The sequence below is a fragment of the Streptomyces sp. LN549 genome (assembly GCF_043203805.1).
Classification (GTDB): domain Bacteria; phylum Actinomycetota; class Actinomycetes; order Streptomycetales; family Streptomycetaceae; genus Streptomyces.
This window is the reverse complement of sequence record NZ_JAZHRI010000002.1, coordinates 7,763,019-7,780,402: the sequence shown is the minus strand read 5'-3', so window position 1 is coordinate 7,780,402 and position 17,384 is coordinate 7,763,019. Positions and strand designations below refer to the sequence as shown.

16 protein-coding genes are annotated in these 17,384 nt (G+C 71.1%); 6 read left to right on the top strand and 10 right to left on the bottom strand.

Annotated features, from left to right (window positions below; genetic code table 11):
• Nucleotides 1-53: 53 nt before the first annotated feature.
• Nucleotides 54-536: a methylated-DNA--[protein]-cysteine S-methyltransferase gene (locus SH922_RS34600; RefSeq protein ID WP_393063772.1), complete on the bottom strand. Its 483-nt coding sequence runs from the start codon at nt 534-536 to the stop codon at nt 54-56.
• Between the two features lie 92 nt (nt 537-628).
• The gene (locus tag SH922_RS34595; RefSeq protein WP_393062499.1) at nt 629-2,116 is read right to left on the bottom strand and encodes an AlkA N-terminal domain-containing protein; all 1,488 of its coding nucleotides are present in this window, start codon (nt 2,114-2,116) and stop codon (nt 629-631) included.
• 168 nt (nt 2,117-2,284) lie between these two features.
• Here SH922_RS34595 and SH922_RS34590 point away from each other — a divergent pair, with 168 nt between their 5' ends.
• Both SH922_RS34590 and SH922_RS34585 read left to right on the top strand, forming a co-directional pair.
• Nucleotides 2,285-2,461, top strand: coding sequence for a hypothetical protein (locus SH922_RS34590; protein WP_393062498.1), 177 nt, complete (start codon nt 2,285-2,287; stop codon nt 2,459-2,461).
• A gap of 126 nt (nt 2,462-2,587) precedes the next feature.
• On the top strand, nt 2,588-2,896 hold the full coding sequence (locus tag SH922_RS34585; RefSeq protein WP_393062497.1) for a UBP-type zinc finger domain-containing protein: 309 nt from the start codon (nt 2,588-2,590) through the stop codon (nt 2,894-2,896).
• Nucleotides 2,897-2,954: 58 nt separating this feature from the next.
• Here SH922_RS34585 and SH922_RS34580 read toward each other — a convergent pair whose 3' ends face one another.
• From SH922_RS34580 to SH922_RS34555, 6 genes are all read right to left on the bottom strand, one after another.
• On the bottom strand, nt 2,955-3,812 hold the full coding sequence (locus SH922_RS34580) for an ABC transporter ATP-binding protein (RefSeq protein WP_393062496.1): 858 nt from the start codon (nt 3,810-3,812) through the stop codon (nt 2,955-2,957).
• Nucleotides 3,809-4,813 carry an ABC transporter ATP-binding protein gene (locus SH922_RS34575; RefSeq protein WP_393062495.1) on the bottom strand — a complete coding sequence of 335 codons (1,005 nt, stop codon included), beginning with the start codon at nt 4,811-4,813 and terminating at the stop codon, nt 3,809-3,811. The genes SH922_RS34580 and SH922_RS34575 overlap by 4 nt, the downstream gene beginning before the upstream one ends.
• Nucleotides 4,813-5,676 (bottom strand): ABC transporter permease, encoded by an 864-nt coding sequence (locus SH922_RS34570; protein WP_393062494.1) that lies wholly within the window; start codon nt 5,674-5,676, stop codon nt 4,813-4,815. Before SH922_RS34570 ends, SH922_RS34575 begins: the two co-directional genes overlap by 1 nt.
• Nucleotides 5,673-6,641: an ABC transporter permease gene (locus SH922_RS34565; protein ID WP_393062493.1), complete on the bottom strand. Its 969-nt coding sequence runs from the start codon at nt 6,639-6,641 to the stop codon at nt 5,673-5,675. The genes SH922_RS34570 and SH922_RS34565 overlap by 4 nt, the downstream gene beginning before the upstream one ends.
• Entirely contained in the window at nt 6,638-8,278 is a 1,641-nt protein-coding gene (locus SH922_RS34560; protein ID WP_393063771.1) for an ABC transporter substrate-binding protein, read from the bottom strand. The genes SH922_RS34565 and SH922_RS34560 overlap by 4 nt, the downstream gene beginning before the upstream one ends.
• An 87-nt stretch (nt 8,279-8,365) precedes the next feature.
• On the bottom strand, nt 8,366-10,063 hold the full coding sequence (locus SH922_RS34555) for an amidohydrolase (protein ID WP_393062492.1): 1,698 nt from the start codon (nt 10,061-10,063) through the stop codon (nt 8,366-8,368).
• A 128-nt stretch (nt 10,064-10,191) separates the two neighbouring features.
• Between SH922_RS34555 and SH922_RS34550 the strand changes: the two genes are divergently transcribed.
• Nucleotides 10,192-10,887: a TetR/AcrR family transcriptional regulator gene (locus tag SH922_RS34550; RefSeq protein WP_393062491.1), complete on the top strand. Its 696-nt coding sequence runs from the start codon at nt 10,192-10,194 to the stop codon at nt 10,885-10,887.
• A gap of 653 nt (nt 10,888-11,540) precedes the next feature.
• On the opposite strand, the gene SH922_RS34545 is transcribed toward SH922_RS34550, so the two are convergent.
• Together SH922_RS34545 and SH922_RS34540 are read right to left on the bottom strand one after the other, a co-directional pair.
• Complete coding sequence (locus tag SH922_RS34545; RefSeq protein ID WP_393062490.1) at nt 11,541-12,935, bottom strand: NAD(P)/FAD-dependent oxidoreductase; 1,395 nt, start codon at nt 12,933-12,935, stop codon at nt 11,541-11,543.
• Between the two features lie 128 nt (nt 12,936-13,063).
• A complete protein-coding gene (locus SH922_RS34540) occupies nt 13,064-13,927 on the bottom strand; it encodes a PaaX family transcriptional regulator C-terminal domain-containing protein (protein WP_393062489.1) in 864 nt (287 codons plus the stop codon).
• A gap of 120 nt (nt 13,928-14,047) precedes the next feature.
• Between SH922_RS34540 and SH922_RS34535 the strand changes: the two genes are divergently transcribed.
• The 3 genes from SH922_RS34535 to SH922_RS34525 are packed head-to-tail and all read left to right on the top strand — an operon-like array spanning nt 14,048 to nt 17,364.
• Nucleotides 14,048-14,950, top strand: coding sequence for an SDR family NAD(P)-dependent oxidoreductase (locus tag SH922_RS34535; protein ID WP_393062488.1), 903 nt, complete (start codon nt 14,048-14,050; stop codon nt 14,948-14,950).
• A 14-nt stretch (nt 14,951-14,964) separates the two neighbouring features.
• Nucleotides 14,965-15,834 carry an amidohydrolase family protein gene (locus tag SH922_RS34530; protein ID WP_393063770.1) on the top strand — a complete coding sequence of 290 codons (870 nt, stop codon included), beginning with the start codon at nt 14,965-14,967 and terminating at the stop codon, nt 15,832-15,834.
• 12 nt (nt 15,835-15,846) lie between these two features.
• On the top strand, nt 15,847-17,364 hold the full coding sequence (locus SH922_RS34525) for a long-chain fatty acid--CoA ligase (protein ID WP_393062487.1): 1,518 nt from the start codon (nt 15,847-15,849) through the stop codon (nt 17,362-17,364).
• Nucleotides 17,365-17,384 lie beyond the last annotated feature (20 nt).

The window sequence follows — 17,384 nt, the reverse complement described above, 5'->3', positions numbered from 1 at the left end:
CCGGTACAGGGAAGGGCTCCGCGCATACGCGCGGAGCCCTTCGCCGTACCGCCTTAGAAGAGCGCCGGGGCGCTGTCCTGCGTTCCGTTCTCGAAGGCCAGCAGCCGCTGCTTGCGGTCGAGGCCGCCGCCGTATCCGGTGAGGCTCCCCGAGGCCCCGATCACCCGGTGACAGGGCACGATGATGCCGACGGGGTTCTTGCCGTTGGCCAGCCCCACCGCGCGCGAGGCCCCGGGTTTGCCGAGGTTCTCGGCCAGTTCTCCGTACGAGCGGGTCTCGCCGTACGGAATCCGCTGGAGCTCGGCCCAGACGGAGCGCTGGAACGGGGTACCGGCGAGGTGCAGCGGGAGGTCGAACTCCCGTAGCTCACCGGCGAAGTAGGCGTCCAGTTGCTCAACGACCTCGTCGAAGGGGCCGGGGTCGGGCTCGCCGAAGGTCTCCTCGGGCGGCCGGTGGCGCTGACCCGTCATATAGAGGCCGGCGAGGACCCGGTCGGTGGCGACGAGGGTCAGCAGGCCGTAGGGGCTGTCGATCACCGTGTGCTGCCGGGTCGCGGCGGCGGTACGTGCCGTGACGGCTTCGCCTGTCGCGGTGGCGGTACGTGCCGTGGGGGTGGCGCCTGTCGTGGTCACGAGGCACTTCCTTGTGCGGGAAGGTGGTTGATGGGGTGGTCGTCGACGGTCCACAGATACTGCACGGCGTAGGCCCGCCAGGGCCGCCAGCCCGCCGCACGCGCGGTGAGCGCGGCCGGTGTCGAGGGCAGGCCGAGCTGCTGGGCGGCCCGCCGGATGCCGAGGTCCGTCGGCAGGAACGCGTCCGGGTCGCCGAGCGCCCGCATGGCGATGACCTCGACGGTCCAGGGACCGAATCCGGGCAGTGCGTTCAGTTCGGCCCGCGCCGTCTCCCAGTCGGTGTCGGTGCCCAAGCGCAGCGAGCCGTCCGCAAGGGCCCCGACGAGCGTGGTGAGGGTACGGCGGCGGCTGCGGGGCAGCGCGAGCTGCTCGGGGTCGAGGCCGGCCAGCGCCTCCGGAGCCGGGAAGAGATGGGTGAGGCCGCCCTCGGAGTCGTCGACGGGTGTGCCGTGGGCGGTGACCAGCCGGGCCGCGTGGGTCCGCGCGGCGGCGGTGGACACCTGCTGGCCGAGCACGGCCCGGACGGCGAACTCCGCACCGTCGACGGTCCTCGGCACCCGGCGGCCCGGCGCCTTGTCGACCAGCGGGGCCAGCAACGGGTCGGAGCGCAGCTGCCCGTCGACGGCCACCGGGTCGGCGTCCAGGTCCAGCAGCCAGCGGCACCGGCTGATGGCCAGGGTGAGATCGCGCGGGTCGGAGAGGGAGAGCCGGCAGGCGATGTGGTCGGGGTGCGGGGTGAGGGCGACGATGCCGTGCCCGTGGGGCAGGTCGAGCGTGCGGCGGTAGGCGCCGTCGCGCCACTCCTCGACGCCCGGGACGGCCGTCGCGGCGAGGTGCCCGAAGAGGTTGCTCGGGTTGAGCGGGGCACGGTACGGAAGCCGCAGCGCTATCACCCCGGGTGTGGCCGGCGGCCGCGCCGACCGGGACGCGCGGCTGCGCAGCTCCCCCGGCGCCAGGGCGAAGACCTCACGAACGGTGTCGTTGAAGGTGCGGATCGAGGCGAACCCGGCCGCGAACGCGACCTCGGCCATGGGCAGCCCGGTCGTCTCGATGAGCACCCGCGCGGTCTGCGCCCGCTGTGCCCGGGCGAGCGCCAGCGGTCCGGCACCCAGCTCGGCGAGCAGCTGGCGTTCGATCTGGCGGGCCGAGTACCCGAGCCGGGTGGCCAGTCCCGGGACGCCCTCCCGGTCGACGACCCCGTCGCGGATGAGGCGCATCGCGCGGGCCACGGAGTCGGCGCGGGCATTCCACTCGGGCGATCCGGGGCTGGTGTCGGGCCGGCACCGCTTGCAGGCCCGGAACCCGGCCTGCTGGCAGGCGGCGGCGCTCGGGTAGAACGTCATGTTCTCGACCTTGGGCGGAACGACGGGGCAGCTCGGACGGCAGTAGATCCGGGTGGTCAGAACCGCCGTGAAGAACCAGCCGTCGAACCGGGAGTCCTTGGACTGAACGGCCCGCACGCAGCGCTCGGTGTCGGTGTGCATGGTTCAAGCATGGGGCACGGTCCGGGGCTGTCGCTGGCGGAAATCCGACATCAGCGTCGAGCTGCCAGGGGCCTCTTCGCCTCCCCCGGGGTGACGACCGGCACCGGCCCGGCCTCCGCACCCGGCGCACCGGCCCGCGCCCGGTTGGGCCCGGCTCAGGTGTTGGCTGTGAAGCACGCAGCCGCAGCATCGGTGAGGCGGTCGTGCGCGGCCCGGGCGGTGTCCTGCACCTCGATGAGGTCCGCCCTGCTCGGTGGCGGCATCGACCATGTCGTAGGTGGCGACGACCATGGCCTGTGCGGTGGCGTGGACAGCCCGGTCGCCGCCGCACCCGGCCGGTCATGAGTTGACAGGCGATCTCGCGGTGAGAGGCTTGAGGAGGCTCCGACGCCCACGGGCGGGCCTGAGGCCCGTCGGCCTGCGCAGAGACCGGTTCCCGCCCGGTACGGAATCGCAAGAGGAGAGCCCGCCATGACGGACGCGTCTTCCGCGCCGATCTGTTCGCATCTGGACCAGGTTCGACGTGTCACCCCGGACAGCCCCGACTCCTGCCCGATGTGCGTCGCACAGGGTGACACCTGGGTGCATCTGCGCGAGTGCCAGAGTTGCGGGCAGATCGGCTGTTGCGACTCCTCCCGCAACAGGCACGCCACCGCGCATCGTGAGGCCACGGGGCATCCCCTCATCCGCTCCTACGAGCCGGGCGAGACCTGGTGGTGGTGCTACGAGGACCAGGTGACGTTCGACGTCGACGGCGTCGGGCCCGCCCGGGCGGCCTGAGCGCCGGGCCGCCGGGCCGATGCCGGACACACCCGGCGGCCGGGGCGCGACGGGCCCGTCAGCCGCCGCGTCCCGCCGCCAGAGGATCAAGCTCCCTGCGCCGCCGGCTGATGGAGTCGGGGTCCCAGCCCGGCCGGGGAACGGATGCCAGCAGCAGCTGCGTGTACGGGTGTCCGGGGTCGGAGAGCAGCTCCGCGACGGGGCGGTGTTCCATGGTGCGGCCCCGGTACAGAACAAGCGCCTCGTCGCACACGTACCGCACGACGGCCAGGTCGTGGCTGACGAAGACCAGGCCGATGCCGGTGTCGCGGCGGATGTCCGACAGGAGGTTGAGCACCTGGGCCTGGACGGAGACATCGAGCGCGGACACCGCCTCGTCCAGTACGAGCACCGCGGGTTCGACCGCCAGCGCACGTGCGATGGCGGCGCGTTGGCGCTGACCGCCGGAGAGTTTGCGCGGCAGGGCCGCCGCCTCCCGCTCCCCGAGACCCACCTGGGCGAGGAGTTCCCGTGTCCGGGCGGCCCGGGCGGCAGGGCCGGCGAGACCGTGCAGGCGCAGCGCTCCGTCGATGGTGGCGCCGATGGTGATCAGTCCGTCCAGCGAGAGGTACGGGTCCTGGAAGACGATCTGCACCGCCTTGGCACGGGCGAGGCGGGCCGCCCTGCCACGTACGGTCGGGGCCAGTGGTTCACCCTGGACGAGGATCTGTCCGGCGTCGGGGCGTTCGAGGCCGATCAGCATCCGGGCCGTGGTCGTCTTGCCGGAACCCGACTCCCCCACGATGCCGAGGGCGCCGCCGGCCCGCAGCGAGAACGACAGGTCGTCGACGGCGACGACCTCCGTCTTGCCCGTCCGGTAGGTCTTGCGTAGCCCGCTGACCCGCAGCAGTGTGCGGGCGCTGTTCTCGACGGTCAACTGCCCTCCCTTGTGAAGGTGTTGTTCATGGACGTGAGTGACTCCTGCGCGAGGTGGCAGGCGACCAGCGTCTCGCCGAGCCTCTCCAGCGGCGGTGGTGTCCGGTCGCAGACCCCGGGCCGGGCGAAGCGGCAGCGCGCTGCGAAGGAGCAGCCGGGCGCGGAGTCGAGCAGCCCCATGGGGGAGCCCGGGATCGGGGTGAGCCGGACGGGCGGTCCGTCCGGGGCCCGAAGGGGCGGCGACGAGCCGAGCAGGCCCGCGGTGTAGGGGTGGCGGGGTGTCTCGAAGAGCTGTGCTGTGGGAGCGGTTTCGACGATCCGGCCCGCGTACATCACGTAGATCCGGTCGCAGGCGGCGGCCGCGAGTTCGATGTCGTGCGTGATGAGGAGCATGCCCAGGTCGCGTTCGCGCTGCAGCCGCCCGAGGATGGCCATGATCTCGGCCTGGGTGGAGACGTCGAGCGCGGTGGTGGGTTCGTCGCAGAGCAGCAGCCGGGGTTCGGCGGTGAGTGCTCCGGCGATCATGACGCGTTGCAGCATGCCGCCGGAGAGTTCGTGCGGGTACTGACGCAGGTGCCGCTCGGGGTCCGGGAGTCCGACCGCGCCGAGCAGTTCGACGGCGCGGTCGTTGGCGCGGCCCTTGTTCCAGCCGTTGCTGACGCGCAGCGCCTCGGTGAGGAAGTCGCCGATGCGGCGGACCGGGTTGATGCCAGCCCGGGGGTCCTGGAAGATCATCGACGCTCTGCCGGTACGGATCGCCCGTAGGGCAGCCGGGCCGGCGCCCACCAGCTCCGTTCCGTCGACGCGCACATGACCTTCGACATCGGCCCCGGTGGGGAACAGCCCGAGGGCCGACCGTGCGGTGACCGACTTCCCGGAACCGGATTCGCCCACCAGCGCGACGACCTCACCCGCCGAGACGGTCAGGTCGATGCCGTCGAGGACCGGCCGGGCCATGCCGGGCAGGGCGATGCTCAGGTTCTCGTACTCCAGCAGCGCCATCAGGACTTCCTCCCCGCGAGCCGGTCGCCGACGTTCTCCCCGACGATGTTGAAGGCCACGACGACCACCACGACGGCGACGGCGGGCACGACCGCGGACAGCGGCTGGCCCCGCAGGACGGCGGCCTGGGACTGGTTGATCATGGCGCCCCAGTCGGGTGTCGGCGCCTGCACGCCCAAGCCCAGGAAGGACAGGGCGGCGAGGTCGAGCAGCGCGTAACCGAAGTTGACGGTGGACTGGGCGAGCACGGTCGGGCCGATGTTCGGCAGCAGCCGGCGGACGGCGACGTACAGCGCGGAGTGCCCCTGCACACGGTAGGCCGCGATGTACGGCCTGGCCTGCTCCTGCATGGCGAGGCCACGCACCAGGCGTGCGGTGTACGGCATGTAGGCCACGGACATGGCGATCACCGGCGCGGTCATCCCCTTGCCGAAGACCGCCACCGCGAGAATCGCGACGAGCAGCGCCGGGAAGGCGAAGACGACGTCGAGCAGCCGCCCGAGGACTGTGTCGACCCAGCCACCCCGCCACGCCGAGAACAGGCCGACGGCGATGCCGGCCACGGTCGAGACCAGGACCACCAGCAGCGGCCCGACCAGACTCGTACGGCTTCCTTCGACGAGGGCCGAGAACGTGTCGTGCCCGCCCTGGTCGGTGCCCAGCCAGTGGTCGGCGCTCGGGCCGACGAGTCCCGTACCCAGCTCTCCGTACGTCGGGTCCTGCGGTGACAACCACGGTGCGAACACCGCGACCAGCACGAAGAGAACGAGAAGACCCAGGCAGAGCTTCTCCAGCCAACCTCCCCCCATGGAGCGCAACTTGGCGACCGGCCCGCGGGCCAGCCCCGCCATCGGGGCGCTCATCGTGCACCCCCCGCTGCCGCCACCCGCGGATCGATCAGCGGATGCACCAGGTCCACCAGGAAGTTGACCACGACGAACGCGGCCACCACGAGCAGCACGATCGCCTGCACCACCTGGAAGTCCATCTGGTTGACCGATGTCACCAGCAGTGAACCCACGCCCGACATACCGAATGCGGTCTCCACGATCGAGGTGCTCACCAGCATGCCGGAGATGAGGAGCGCGGAGACGGTGACGATCGGGCCGAGGGCGTTGCGCAGGACGTGCCGCCGGATCACGGTCCATCGCGGGGTGCCGCGGCTCACCGCGACCTCGACGTGCTCACGGCACAGCTCCTCCAGCATCGACGAGCGGGTCACCCGCGTGACCATCGCCATGAACGTGACGGACAGGGCGATCGCCGGAAGCACGACGTGGTGCAGCCGGTCGAGAACACCTGTGCCGTTGCCGATGGTCGGGAACCAGCCCAGCTTCACGCCGAACAGCGACCGCAACAGCAGTGCGGCGACGAACGCGGGGGCTGCGGCCCCCACCGTCACCAGCAGCATCAGCATCGAGTCGGTCCGTGTGCCGCGGCGCAGCGCGCCGACGATGCCGGCCGCGACACCGGCCACCGCGATCAGCAGGGCCGCGGCGGCGATCAGCAGCAGGGTGGCCGGCAGCCGCGACCAGATGACCGCGCTGACGTCCTGGTGGAAGACGTAGGAGCGGCCGAAGTCGCCGTGCAGTACGCCGCCCAGCCAGTCCCAGTACCGGACGAGGAACGGTTCGTCGAAGCCGTACCTGTGGCGGATCTGGGCGAGTTCCTCGGGGCCGGCGCTGCGCCCGCGCACCAGGAAGCTCGCCGGGTCGCCGGGTGCCAGGTACAGCGAGGAGAACACCAGGAACGAGGTGACCAGCAAGGTCGCCGCCATCCCGGCCAGGCGGCTCACGACCCCGAGCGCCCGGGTGGTCCTGCGGCTCACTTCTTGGCCCCGATCTCAGCAGCCCACGGGTAGTAGAGGTAGGCGACCGACGGCTGGACACCGGTGATCCGGTTGCCGAGGAAGACGCTCGTGGGCTGCGTGTACAGGGGCAGCCAGGGCAGTTCCCGCAGGGCGATCTTCTGCGCCTTCGCGCTCGCCGCGGCCCGTGCGGCCGGGTCATAGGTGCCGGAGGCGTCCTCGACCGCCTTGTCGAACTCCTTGTTCGTCCAGCCACCGTAGTTGGTGAACATGCCGGTCTCCAGGGAGCCGTACACGTCGAGCGGGTCGGTGATCGACGTGTACCAGAAGGTCAGGAAGAGGTCGATTCCCTTGCGGGCGGCGGCGTCCGTGAAGAGCGTCGAGTACTTCTCCGGGGAAAGCGTCTCGATCTTGGGGTCGAGGCCGATGGCCTTGGCGGCCTGCTCGACGGCCTGCGCGACGATCGTCGTCTGCGAGTCGAGCGGGCTGGTCGCGATGACGATCCGCTCCCCCTTCACCCCGGCCTCCTCCGCGATCTCCTTGGCCTTCGCCGGGTCGTACGGGTAGTGCGGCACGTCCTCGATGATGGCCTTGCGGTCCGCGGGGGGCGCCTGATCCCACATGTTGTCGGTGACGAGGGAGTCGGCGACCTCGCCCGTCCCGCCGACGCCGGCCTTGACGATGCCCTTGCGGTCGATGGCCATGAGCAGGGCCTTGCGCACCTCGGTGTTGCCGAGCGGGCCCTTGAGGTTACTGACGATCTCTTCGGCGACGGTGCTATTGACTCCGTAGTAGAGCTTGCCGGCGGAGGACGAGCCGAGCTGGTCGTAGGCGTCGGCGGGGACCATCCAGCCACCGTCCACCTCACCGCTCTGGAAGGCGTTGACGCGGGTCGTCGCATCGCTCAGGAACACGAACTTGACCTGGCCCGCCTTGGACTTCAGTTCGGTGTTCCAGTAGCCGTCGAACTTCTTCAGGGTGAGCGACTGACCCGATGCCCATGTCCCGAACGAGAACGGGCCCGTGCAGTTCACCCCGCCCTTGGGGCTGCCGTAGTCCTTGCCCGCCTTCGCGAGGGTCGCGGCCGACTCGATGGTTCCCGAGCTGGTGGCCATCTCCTGGTTGAAGACCGCGTCCGGCTTCGTCAGCCTGACGGTAACTTCCAGCGGCCCGGTCATGTCGATCGACTTCACGTTGCGGAACGTGTTCTCCCACGCGCTGCCCACGGCGGGGTCCATGTGACGGCGCAGCGAGGCGACGACGTCCTTCGCGGTGAGCACCGTCCCGTCGTGGAAGCGCACGCCCGGACGGATCTTGTAGACCCAGGTGGTGGGCGTGGGATTGGTGTACGAGGACGCCAGGTTCGGCGAGGTCGTCAGGTCCGGGTTCCAGCGCAGCAGACTCTCGCAGACGTTGGCGAGGATCTGGTTCGGCGGGTAGTCGTACGCGTAGGCGTAGTCGAGCGAGGAGGGCTCGGCGTAGATCGACCAGGTGAAGGAGTCGATGCCGCCCGCGGCGGCAGGCGTCTGCTTGGTGAGCTTGTACGGCCTGCCGGCGTCGGCGTCCTTGCCCGGGTTCGCCGTGCCGCTGCACGCACTGCTGATGAGCACGGCGCTCGCCGCGAGGAGGGTCCCCGCTGCGCGGCGCACCGCCCGCATCCGTGTCGGCCGTCTCGATCCTGCGCTCTGTGAAGGCACTGTCTGTCTCCGTCCGGGGTGGGCTCGATGAGGTGCGTTGGGGCTGCGTCAGTCGGTCGACGCAGTGGGCGCGGTCGTGTTCGCGTCGAACACGAGGCGGCCCTCGACGTACGTCCTGCGCACCCGGACGTCGCCTATCTCGTCGGCGGGGCGCGTGAACGGGTCACGGTCGAGGACGACGAGGTCCGCGTACTTGCCCACCTCGACCGTGCCGGTCACGTCATCGAGGTGGTTCACCCAGGCGGTGCCCGCGGTGTACGCGGTGAGCGCCTCGGCCAGGGTCAGGGCCTGTTCGGGGTAGAACGGCGGGTACGTCTCGCCCTCGGGGAGTTCCTGGACGGGGGCGGCACGGTTGACCGCGACGTGGATGCCCCACAGCGGGTTGGGGCTGCTCACCGACCAGTCGCTGCCGGCGGCGAGGTGGGCCCCGGCAGTGCGCAGATCCCCGAACGGGTACTGCTGGGCGGCGCGTTCGGCCCCGAGGAAGGGGATGGTCAGCTCGTCCATCTGGGGTTCGTGGGCGGCCCACAGCGGCTGGATGTTCGCGGCGACGCCCAGTTCCGCGAAGCGCGCGATGTCATCGGGGTGGACGACCTGGAGGTGGGCCAGGTGGTGCCGGTGGTCGTTGGCGCCGTTGGCGGCACGGGCCGCGCCGAGCGCGTCGAGTGCCTCGCGCACGGCACGGTCGCCGAGAGCGTGGAAGTGGACCTGGAAGCCGGACCGGTCGAGCGCGCACACCGCCTCGTTCAGCAGCCCGGGCTCGACGAAACTCAGGCCGGAGTTGCCGGTCGAGCAGCCGCAGCCGTCCAGATAGGGCTCCAGCATCCCGGCGGTGAAGTTCTCCGCGACGCCGTCCTGCATGATCTTGATGCTGGTGGCGCCGAAGCGGCCCACCTGCCCGATGCGGCGGCGTTCCTCGAGGTCCGGAAGCTGCTCCATACCGCGGTTCCGGTCCCACCACAGGGCGCCGACGACCCGGGCGAGCAGCAAGCCCTCGCGGGCCGCGCGCAGATAGACGGGCAGGTTGTCCGGGTAGCCGTGGAAGGAGCCGATCATGGCGTCCTGCCACCCGGCCACCCCGAGGGAGAACAGGTACTGCTGCGCGGCGAGCAGCCCCGCGTACGTCTCGTCCTCGGTCGCGACCGGAACGTGCTGGGCCACCAGCTCCACCGCACCCTCGTGCAGGGTGCCGGCCGGGGCACCGTCCGCCTCCCGCTCGATGCGGCCGTCGGCCGGGTCGGGGGTGTGCCGGTCGACGGCCGCGATCTCCAGCGCACGGGTGTTGACCCAGGCGCCGTGGCCGTCGCAGTTCATGAGCAGCACGGGCCGGTCGGGTACCACCGCGTCGAGCATGGAACGCGTCGGCGTGCCGCCGGGGAAGCAGTCCATCGACCAGCCGCCACCACGGATCCAGACCGCGTCAGGGTGGTCCTCGGCGTACCGGGCCACCACGGCGAGGCAGCCCTCGGCGGTGGTCTGCTCGCTCTGGTCGCAGCCGAGCATCTGGGTGCCGCCCATGACGGGGTGGATGTGCGCGTCCTGGAATCCGGGGACGAGCAGGCCGCCCTCCAGGTCGACGACCTCCGTACCGGCACCGGTCAGCGTGCGCACCGTACCCGCGTCGGCGACGGCGACGATCCGGCCGCCCCTGACGGCGACGGCGGCGTCCACCGGGACGGGGCCCGCTCCGGTGAAGACCCGGCCCCCGACGAAGACGGTGTCGGCCCGTTCGCTGCTGTGCGCCATCAGTTCAACCTCCAGCAGGGCGGAATGACCCGCCCGACGTGTTCGTTGAGGAGGAGTGAACGACAGCGCAACAGCGCTGTCAACAGTGTTGCGCTCACTGGATCCCGAACCGATACACTGGGCGCACCATGCCGAAGTCACCCGTCACCAAGGCCCGGAGCAAGCGCGCCGGCAGTCAGCTCACGCCCGGCGCGATCATTGACGCGAGCCTGCGCATCGCCGCCCGCGGAAGCGGGGACGCCTTCACCGTCCGGCGCCTGGGTGAGGAGCTCGGCGCGGATCCGACCGCGATCTACCGGCACTTCCGCGACAAGGACGAGCTGCTGCTGTCGGTCGCGGACCACATGCTCGGCGAGGCGCTCGACGCCATCCCCGAGGGCCTCGACTGGAAGAGCCGCATCCGGGCACTCGCCGACGCCTCCCTCGCGGTCGCCCTGAAGTACCCGGTGGTGGGCTCCGCCATGGCGAGCCGCACCACACGCCGGTCCAACGAGTTCCGGGTCGTCGAACTCATCCTCGGCGCCGTCCGGGAGGCAGGCCTGGAGGGCGCCGAGGCCGCCGTCCACTACCGCATGATCGGGGACACACTCCTCGCGTACGTGGGTCAGCAGGCAGCGTTCCTGCTGTTCGACGCGGATGCCCGCGCGGCCGACGACTCCGCATGGAGCCGCGAGTACCGGCTGGTCGACCCGGAGCGCTTCCCGGACATCACCCGTCTCGGCGGTGAGCTCGCCGAGGTGACCGACGAGCAGATCTTCGACGCCACGGTCGAGGCCCTGATCTCGGCTGTCGAAGGGCGCGCCGCGACTGTTCGGGGCGCGTGACCCGGGTCGGTCCTTCGCCGGGCTGTCCGGCTCGGCCGCCCGTCGATCCACGGAGCGTGGGCAGAGCCATCCACGGATGCGGCTCCCCGGGGAGGCCGCGACCCGGCCGACCGGGGCACGGGCCCTGCCGGAAGGCTTCCGGCAGGGCGCGTCGGCCACCGTCCTCCGCTACAGCAGGCCGAGGTCCGTGAGGATCTCGTCGGCCGCGCGCAGGCCGGACTCCACTCCCCCTCCATGTAGCCCTGGGCCTCCTCGGAGGTGTGCTCGCCTGCGAAGTGGGTGGTGCCCTGGCGGGCTGCCTCGTAGCCCGCGTACTGGTGGGCGTACCCGGGCGGCCATGCGGAGTACGAGCGACCTGCCGCCGGGGGCGATCGCGGCGGCGCACCACATCTCGGTGCGCCATCTACACACCCTGTTCAGAGTGTCGGGGGTGACGGTGAGCGATCACGTGCGGCACCGGCGGCTGGAACGGATCGCCAGGACCTGGTCGATCCGGCGTTGGCGCACCTGCCCGCTTACGTCCTCGCGGCCCGCAGGGGCCTGGCGGAGGCGAGCCATTTCAGCAAGGTGTTCCGGGCCGAGTTCGGCCTGTCGCCGCGCGCGGTGCGGGAGCAGGCGCGCGACGGGGCCTGAGCAGCGCCGGCGCGGGGCGGTCAGCTGTCGAAGCCGAGACCGAGGCGGTCCAGCGTCCGCAGCCAGAGGTTCCGGCGGCCCTGGTCGAGGTCGGCGCGGGCCAGCGACCACTTGGTGACGGCGATGCCCAGCGAACGGACCGGCTCGGGCGGGAACGGCAGCGGCTTACGGCGGACGAGTTCCAGCGCGGTGCGCTCGGTGCGTGCGCCGTCGAGGAGGTCGAGCATGACCTCCGCGCCGAAGCGGGTCGCGCCGACCCCGAGCCCGGTGAAGCCGGCGGCATAGGCGACCTTCCCCTGGTGGCTGGTGTCGAAGAAGACGCAGAAGCGGGTGCTCATGTCGATGGCCCCGCCCCAGGTGTGGGTGAAGCGCACCCCGTCCAGCTGGGGGAACGTCGTGAAGAAGTGGCGCGCCAGGGTCTCGAAGGTCTCGCGCCGCTGGTCGTGCTCGGGGCGCACCTTCCCGTTGTAGTGGTAGACCGCGTCGTATCCGCCCCACAGGATCCGGTTGTCGGCGGAGAGACGTACGTAGTGGAACTGGTTGTTCATGTCCGCGAAGCCCTGCCGGTTGCGCCACCCGACGGAGGCGAGCTGCTCCTCGCTGAGCGGCTCCGTCATGAGCGCGTAGTCGTAGACGGGAACGGTGTACGGGCGGTGGCGGCGAAGCAGTGAGGGGTACGCGTTGGTGGCGAGAGCGACCTTGCGGGCGGTGATCCGGCCGTAGGGGGTACGGACGGCGATCGCCGGGCCCTGCTCGTCGAGCGACAGCGCGGGGGTGTGCTCGTGGAAGCGGACCCCGAGATCGACGCAGACCTTTTTGAGGCCCCAGGCGAGACGGGCCGGATTGACCATGGCCACGTCGTCCTTGTTCCACAGGCCGCCGAGGAAGGTCGGGGAGTCGATCTCGGCCCGCACGGCGTCGGTGTCGAGGAGGACGGATGTGCCCCCGTACCGGGCGACGGCCTCCGCCTCCTCCTGGAGTTCAGCGACCTGGTGGGGGTGGGTGGCGACGACGAGAGAGCCGGTGCGCTCCCAGTCGCAGTCGACACCATGGCGTACGAGGGTGTCCTCCATCGCCTGGAGGTTCTCGCGGCCGAGCCGTTCGAGCAGCCCCACCTCGCCGGGCCAGCGGGCGAGGCCGTTGTTCAGGCCGTGGGTGAGGCTCGACTCGCAGAATCCGCCGTTGCGTCCGGAGGCGGCGCCGCCCGCCTCGTCGGCCTCGATGAGGACCACATCCAGCGAGGGGTCGCGTTCCTTGGCGACGAGGGCGGTCCACAGGCCTGTGTATCCGCCTCCGACCACGAGGAGGTCGCAGGTGAGGTCACCCGCCGGTGCGGGGGCGGCTTGCGGCTTCGCGGGGTCGTCGAGCCAGAACGGGGCCGGTTCGGCGTCTCGGAGAGAGGCGAGTGGGTCCATGACGGCGTGCTCCTTGGAATCGCGGAGAAGAGGCCTCCGTGCAGGTCATGAGACCGACCGGGACACCACAAGGTCAACAGCGTTGACATAAGGGCGGCGCACCGCCGGGCGGACGGACCGCGGGCCGGTCAGACGGGCGGCGCATCCTCCCAGCGGTCCAGGATGTCCGCGGCGATCCGCTCGGCCTCCGGCTCGAAACGGGCCGCGAGTTCACGGAAGAGCACTTCGGCGCCGGCCGCCGGCCACTGCGGGGGGAGGTGCTCGGCCGGCAGATGGGGGTCACCGCGCACGAGGTCGAGCCAGTCGGTGTGCAGCAGGAGCTGACGGCCGAGGTCGTCCTGGGCCACGGCCGCCCCGGCGCCGCCGCCCCAGCGGTCCAGGAAGTCGCGGTACCCCTCGGCGATCGCGTCGACGTCGAAGGCGGTCCGGAGCAGGCCGCCGGCCTCGGTGGGTGCGGCGGCCTCGCCGTGGAAGCCCCTGATACGGTCCCCCAGCCCCAGCTCCGCGGCGATGGGCGCGATGTCGACGCGGCCGGGAGCGACCCACAGGCCGCTCTGCAGCGGGCCGAACCCGGCCCATACGAGCCGGGAACGCAGGTCGTGGCGCTCCCGGCGCCACGATTCGGGCAGCGAGAAGCCGACCAGGGTCCAGGTGCCGTCCCAGTCGCGGTTGACCGCGCCGGTGCGCCAGATGCGCTCCTGCCCGTCGGCGAGGACGACCGCGGCGCGGTCGGTGAGCGAGAAGTACATCCTGCGCCCGCGCCGGTGCCGCGCGAGGAGCCCACGGCCCACCATGCGCGTGAGGGTGGAGCGGACCGCGTCCTCCCCCACGCCGACGCGGGCGAAGGCGTCGATGACGCTCGCCGAGGAGAGGGCGGCCTTCGTGCCGAGGACGTGAATGCCGAAGAAGCTCAGCATCAGGGACTGGGTGCGGGGCGGGGCACCGCGGTCGGCAGCGGGTTCCGGCTCGTGGGCGGGGTCGGGACAGGTCACGTGGACAGCGTAGGGGTGGGACGCCCACCGGAAGGCCAATGTTCGGCTTCTTCTTGACCGTCGACACAATTGTGCCTAGCTTTGCGCCATCACTCCCCGTCAGGGAAAGGACTTCCGTTCATGGACCTCACCGACAAGGTCGCCGTCGTCACGGGCAGCGGCCGTGGTCTCGGGCTCGCCTATGCGCAGTCCCTCGCGGCCGCCGGCGCTGCCGTCGTCGTCAACGACGTGGACCCCGAGGCCGCCGCGGCCGCCGTGAAGCGGATCACCGAGGCAGGGGGCCGGGCCGTCGCCGAACCGGTGCCGGTCGGTACCACCGAGGCCGCCGAGGCCCTGGTCGCCCGCGCGGTCGATGCCTTCGGCCGCCTCGACGTCATGGTCACCAACGCCGGTGTCCTGCGGGACAAGGTCCTGTGGAAGATGACCGACGACGACTTCGACACGGTCGTCCAGGTGCACCTGCGCGGTACGTTCACCTGCGGGCGCGCCGCCGCCACGCGGATGCGGGAGCAGGGTGAGGGCGGCCGCATCATCTGCGCCGGCTCCCCCGCCGGCCAGCGCGGCAACTTCGGCCAGACCAACTACGCCGCCGCCAAGGCCGGCATCGCCGCGATGGTCCGCACCTGGGCGATGGAGCTGGCCCGCGCCGGGATCACCGCGAACGCCGTGATCCCCGTCGCTGCGACCGCCATGACGAAGACCATTCCCGCCTTCGCTCCGCACATCGAGGCACTGGAGCACCACGGCACGCCGTTCCCGGACACCCTGCGCAAGGGCGAGGGATTCGGTACCGCCGACGACGTCGCCGGTCTGGTGACCTTCCTCGCCTCGGATGCCTCGGCCGAGGTCAACGGCCAGTGCATCGGCATCGGCGGGGACAGGCTCGCCCTCTGGTCGCATCCCCAGGAGGTCTCGGTCGCGTACGCCGAGGGGGGCTGGAGCGCCGACACCATCGCGGACGCCTGGCCCGTTTCGGTCGGCCGCGTCCCGGAGACCTTCGGCATCCCCGCCCCCCAACTGTGAGGACCGCGACCGTGCTGAACCTCGATGAACTCGTGGCGATCGACTTCCACACGCACGCCGAGGTCTCCGCCAAGGGCGGCACCTCGCTCTCGGCCGAGCTGGACAGTGCCGCCGGCGCCTACTTCAAGGCGGAGCACCGCCACCCCACCCTGCCCGAGATCGCCGCGCACTACCGTCAGCGGAAGATGGCCTGCGTCGTCTTCACCGTGGACGCGGAGTCGGCGACGGGCACCCCGCCGGTACCGAACGAGGAGATCGCCGAGGCGGCTCTGGAGAACCCGGACGTCATCATCCCGTTCGCCGGGGTCGACCCGTACAAGGGCAAGGCGGCGGTCCGTCAGATTCATCGCCTGGTAACGGAGTGCGGCATCAGGGGGTTCAAGTTCCACCCGAGCATCCAGGCGTTCCATCCGAACGACCGCATGGCCTACCCGCTGTACGAGGCCATCGAGGACGCCGGCGCCATCGCGCTCTTCCACACCGGCCAGACCGGCATCGGTGCGGGCACGCCCGGTGGTGGCGGAATCCGCCTGAAGTACTCCAACCCGATGGACGTGGACGATGTGGCCGCGGACTTCCCCGGCATGCCGATCGTCCTCGCCCACCCGTCCTTCCCCTGGCAGGACGAGGCACTGGCGGTGGCCACCCACAAGCCGCAGGTCTACATCGACCTGTCCGGCTGGTCACCGAAGTACTTCCCGCCGCAGCTGGTCAAGTACGCCAACAGCCTGCTGCAGGACAAGGTCCTGTTCGGCTCCGACTATCCGATGCTCTCGCCGGACCGCTGGCTGGCCGACTTCGCCGGGCTCCCGATCAAGGACTCGGTGCGACCGAAGATCCTCAAGGAGAACGCAGCCGCGCTGCTCGGTCTGACCCACCGCTGAGGGATGGCTTCCATGCGTAATCAGGGCATCGGCTCCTGGGTCGTGCGACGCAACCGCAGAACTCCCCGGCGCACCGCTCTCCTGCACGAGGGCCGCGCCGTCACCTATGCCGAACTCCACGAGCGGTCCACCCGGCTCGCGCACGCGCTGCGGACGGCGGGCGCAGGCCGCGGTGACCGGGTGGCCTTTCTCGGACCGAACCATCCGGCCTATCTGGAGACGCTGTTCGCCTCGGGGCTGCTCGGTGCGGCCTTCGTCCCTCTCAACACCCGTCTCGCCCTGCCGGAGCTGCTCCATCAGACACAGGACTCGGGCTGCCGGGTCCTGGTGCACACCCGGCAGCCCGGGGACCGGGTGCAGGCGCTGGCCCAGGGTTCCGGGATCGGCACCGTGATCGCCGTCGAGCAGGGCCCGGGGGAATCGTACGAGGAACTGCTCGCCGGGGCCGCCACGGAGCCGGTGGACGAGGAGGTGGGCCATGAGGACGTCTGTCTCATCATGTACACCTCGGGAACCACCGGGCGCTCCAAGGGGGCGGTCCTCACTCACGGGAACATCGTCTGGAACAGCCTCAACGTCCTGGTCGACACCGATGTCGCGAGTGACGAAGTCGCGCTCGTCGGGGCACCACTGTTCCACACCGCCGCCCTCAACATGAGCTGCCTGCCGACGCTCCTCAAGGGCGGCACGGTGGTCCTGGAGTCCTCGTTCGATGCGGCCCGCAGCCTGGCACTGATCGAACAGCACGGCGTCACCTGCATGTTCGGGGTCCCGACGATGTACGACTCGATGGTGTCGGCGCCCGGCTGGGCGACGGCCGACCTGTCCAGTCTGCGGACCCTGCTCTGCGGAGGTGCCCCGGTCCCCTCGCGTACGGCCCGGGCCTGTCTGGACCGGGGGCTCACCTTCGTCCAGGGCTACGGCATGACGGAGACCTCCCCGGGAGCCCTCGTCCTCGGACGGGCGGACTCGCTCGACCACGCCGGATCGGCGGGAGTACCGCACTTCTTCACGGACGTCGAGATCCTGCTGCCCTCGGGCGAGAGCGCGCCGACCGGCGACAAGGGCGAGGTCGTCGTCGCAGGCCCCAACGTGACGCCCGGGTACTGGAATCTGCCCGAGGCGACCGCTGCGGCGTTCCTCGCCGGGGGCCGCTTCCGCTCCGGTGATGTGGCGACCGTGGACGCGGACGGTTACGTCACCCTCGTCGACCGTCTCAAGGACATGATCATCTCGGGCGGCGAGAACATCTATCCGGCCGAGGTCGAGGACGTCCTGCTCGGTCATCCGGCGGTCGCCGAGGCCGCCGTCATCGGCGTGCCGGACCCGAAGTGGGGCGAGGTCGGACGCGCCGTCGTCGTGCCCCGCGCGGACACGGCCGTCACGGCGGACGAACTCATCGCCCACATGCGGGACCGGCTCGCCCGCTACAAGGTCCCCCGGTCGGTGGTTCTGGCCACCGAACTCCCCCGCAATGCCACCGGAAAACTTCTCAAGGCGCCGATCAGGGCGCGTTACGGCTCCGGCTGACACCCCCGTTCCCCTCTCTC

Bases quoted from the DNA above. Each gene is read 5' to 3' on its own strand.
- SH922_RS34550 (WP_393062491.1), top strand. From the start codon at position 10,192: ATGCCGAAGTCACCCGTCACCAAGGCCCGGAGCAAGCGCGCCGGCAGT.
- SH922_RS34595 (WP_393062499.1), bottom strand. From the start codon at position 2,116: ATGCACACCGACACCGAGCGCTGCGTGCGGGCCGTTCAGTCCAAGGAC.
- SH922_RS34570 (WP_393062494.1), bottom strand. From the start codon at position 5,676: ATGAGCGCCCCGATGGCGGGGCTGGCCCGCGGGCCGGTCGCCAAGTTG.
- SH922_RS34525 (WP_393062487.1), top strand. From the start codon at position 15,847: ATGCGTAATCAGGGCATCGGCTCCTGGGTCGTGCGACGCAACCGCAGA.
- SH922_RS34545 (WP_393062490.1), bottom strand. From the start codon at position 12,935: ATGGACCCACTCGCCTCTCTCCGAGACGCCGAACCGGCCCCGTTCTGG.
- SH922_RS34575 (WP_393062495.1), bottom strand. From the start codon at position 4,813: ATGGCGCTGCTGGAGTACGAGAACCTGAGCATCGCCCTGCCCGGCATG.
- SH922_RS34560 (WP_393063771.1), bottom strand. From the start codon at position 8,278: ATGCGGGCGGTGCGCCGCGCAGCGGGGACCCTCCTCGCGGCGAGCGCC.
- SH922_RS34555 (WP_393062492.1), bottom strand. From the start codon at position 10,063: ATGGCGCACAGCAGCGAACGGGCCGACACCGTCTTCGTCGGGGGCCGG.
- SH922_RS34585 (WP_393062497.1), top strand. From the start codon at position 2,588: ATGACGGACGCGTCTTCCGCGCCGATCTGTTCGCATCTGGACCAGGTT.
- SH922_RS34535 (WP_393062488.1), top strand. From the start codon at position 14,048: ATGGACCTCACCGACAAGGTCGCCGTCGTCACGGGCAGCGGCCGTGGT.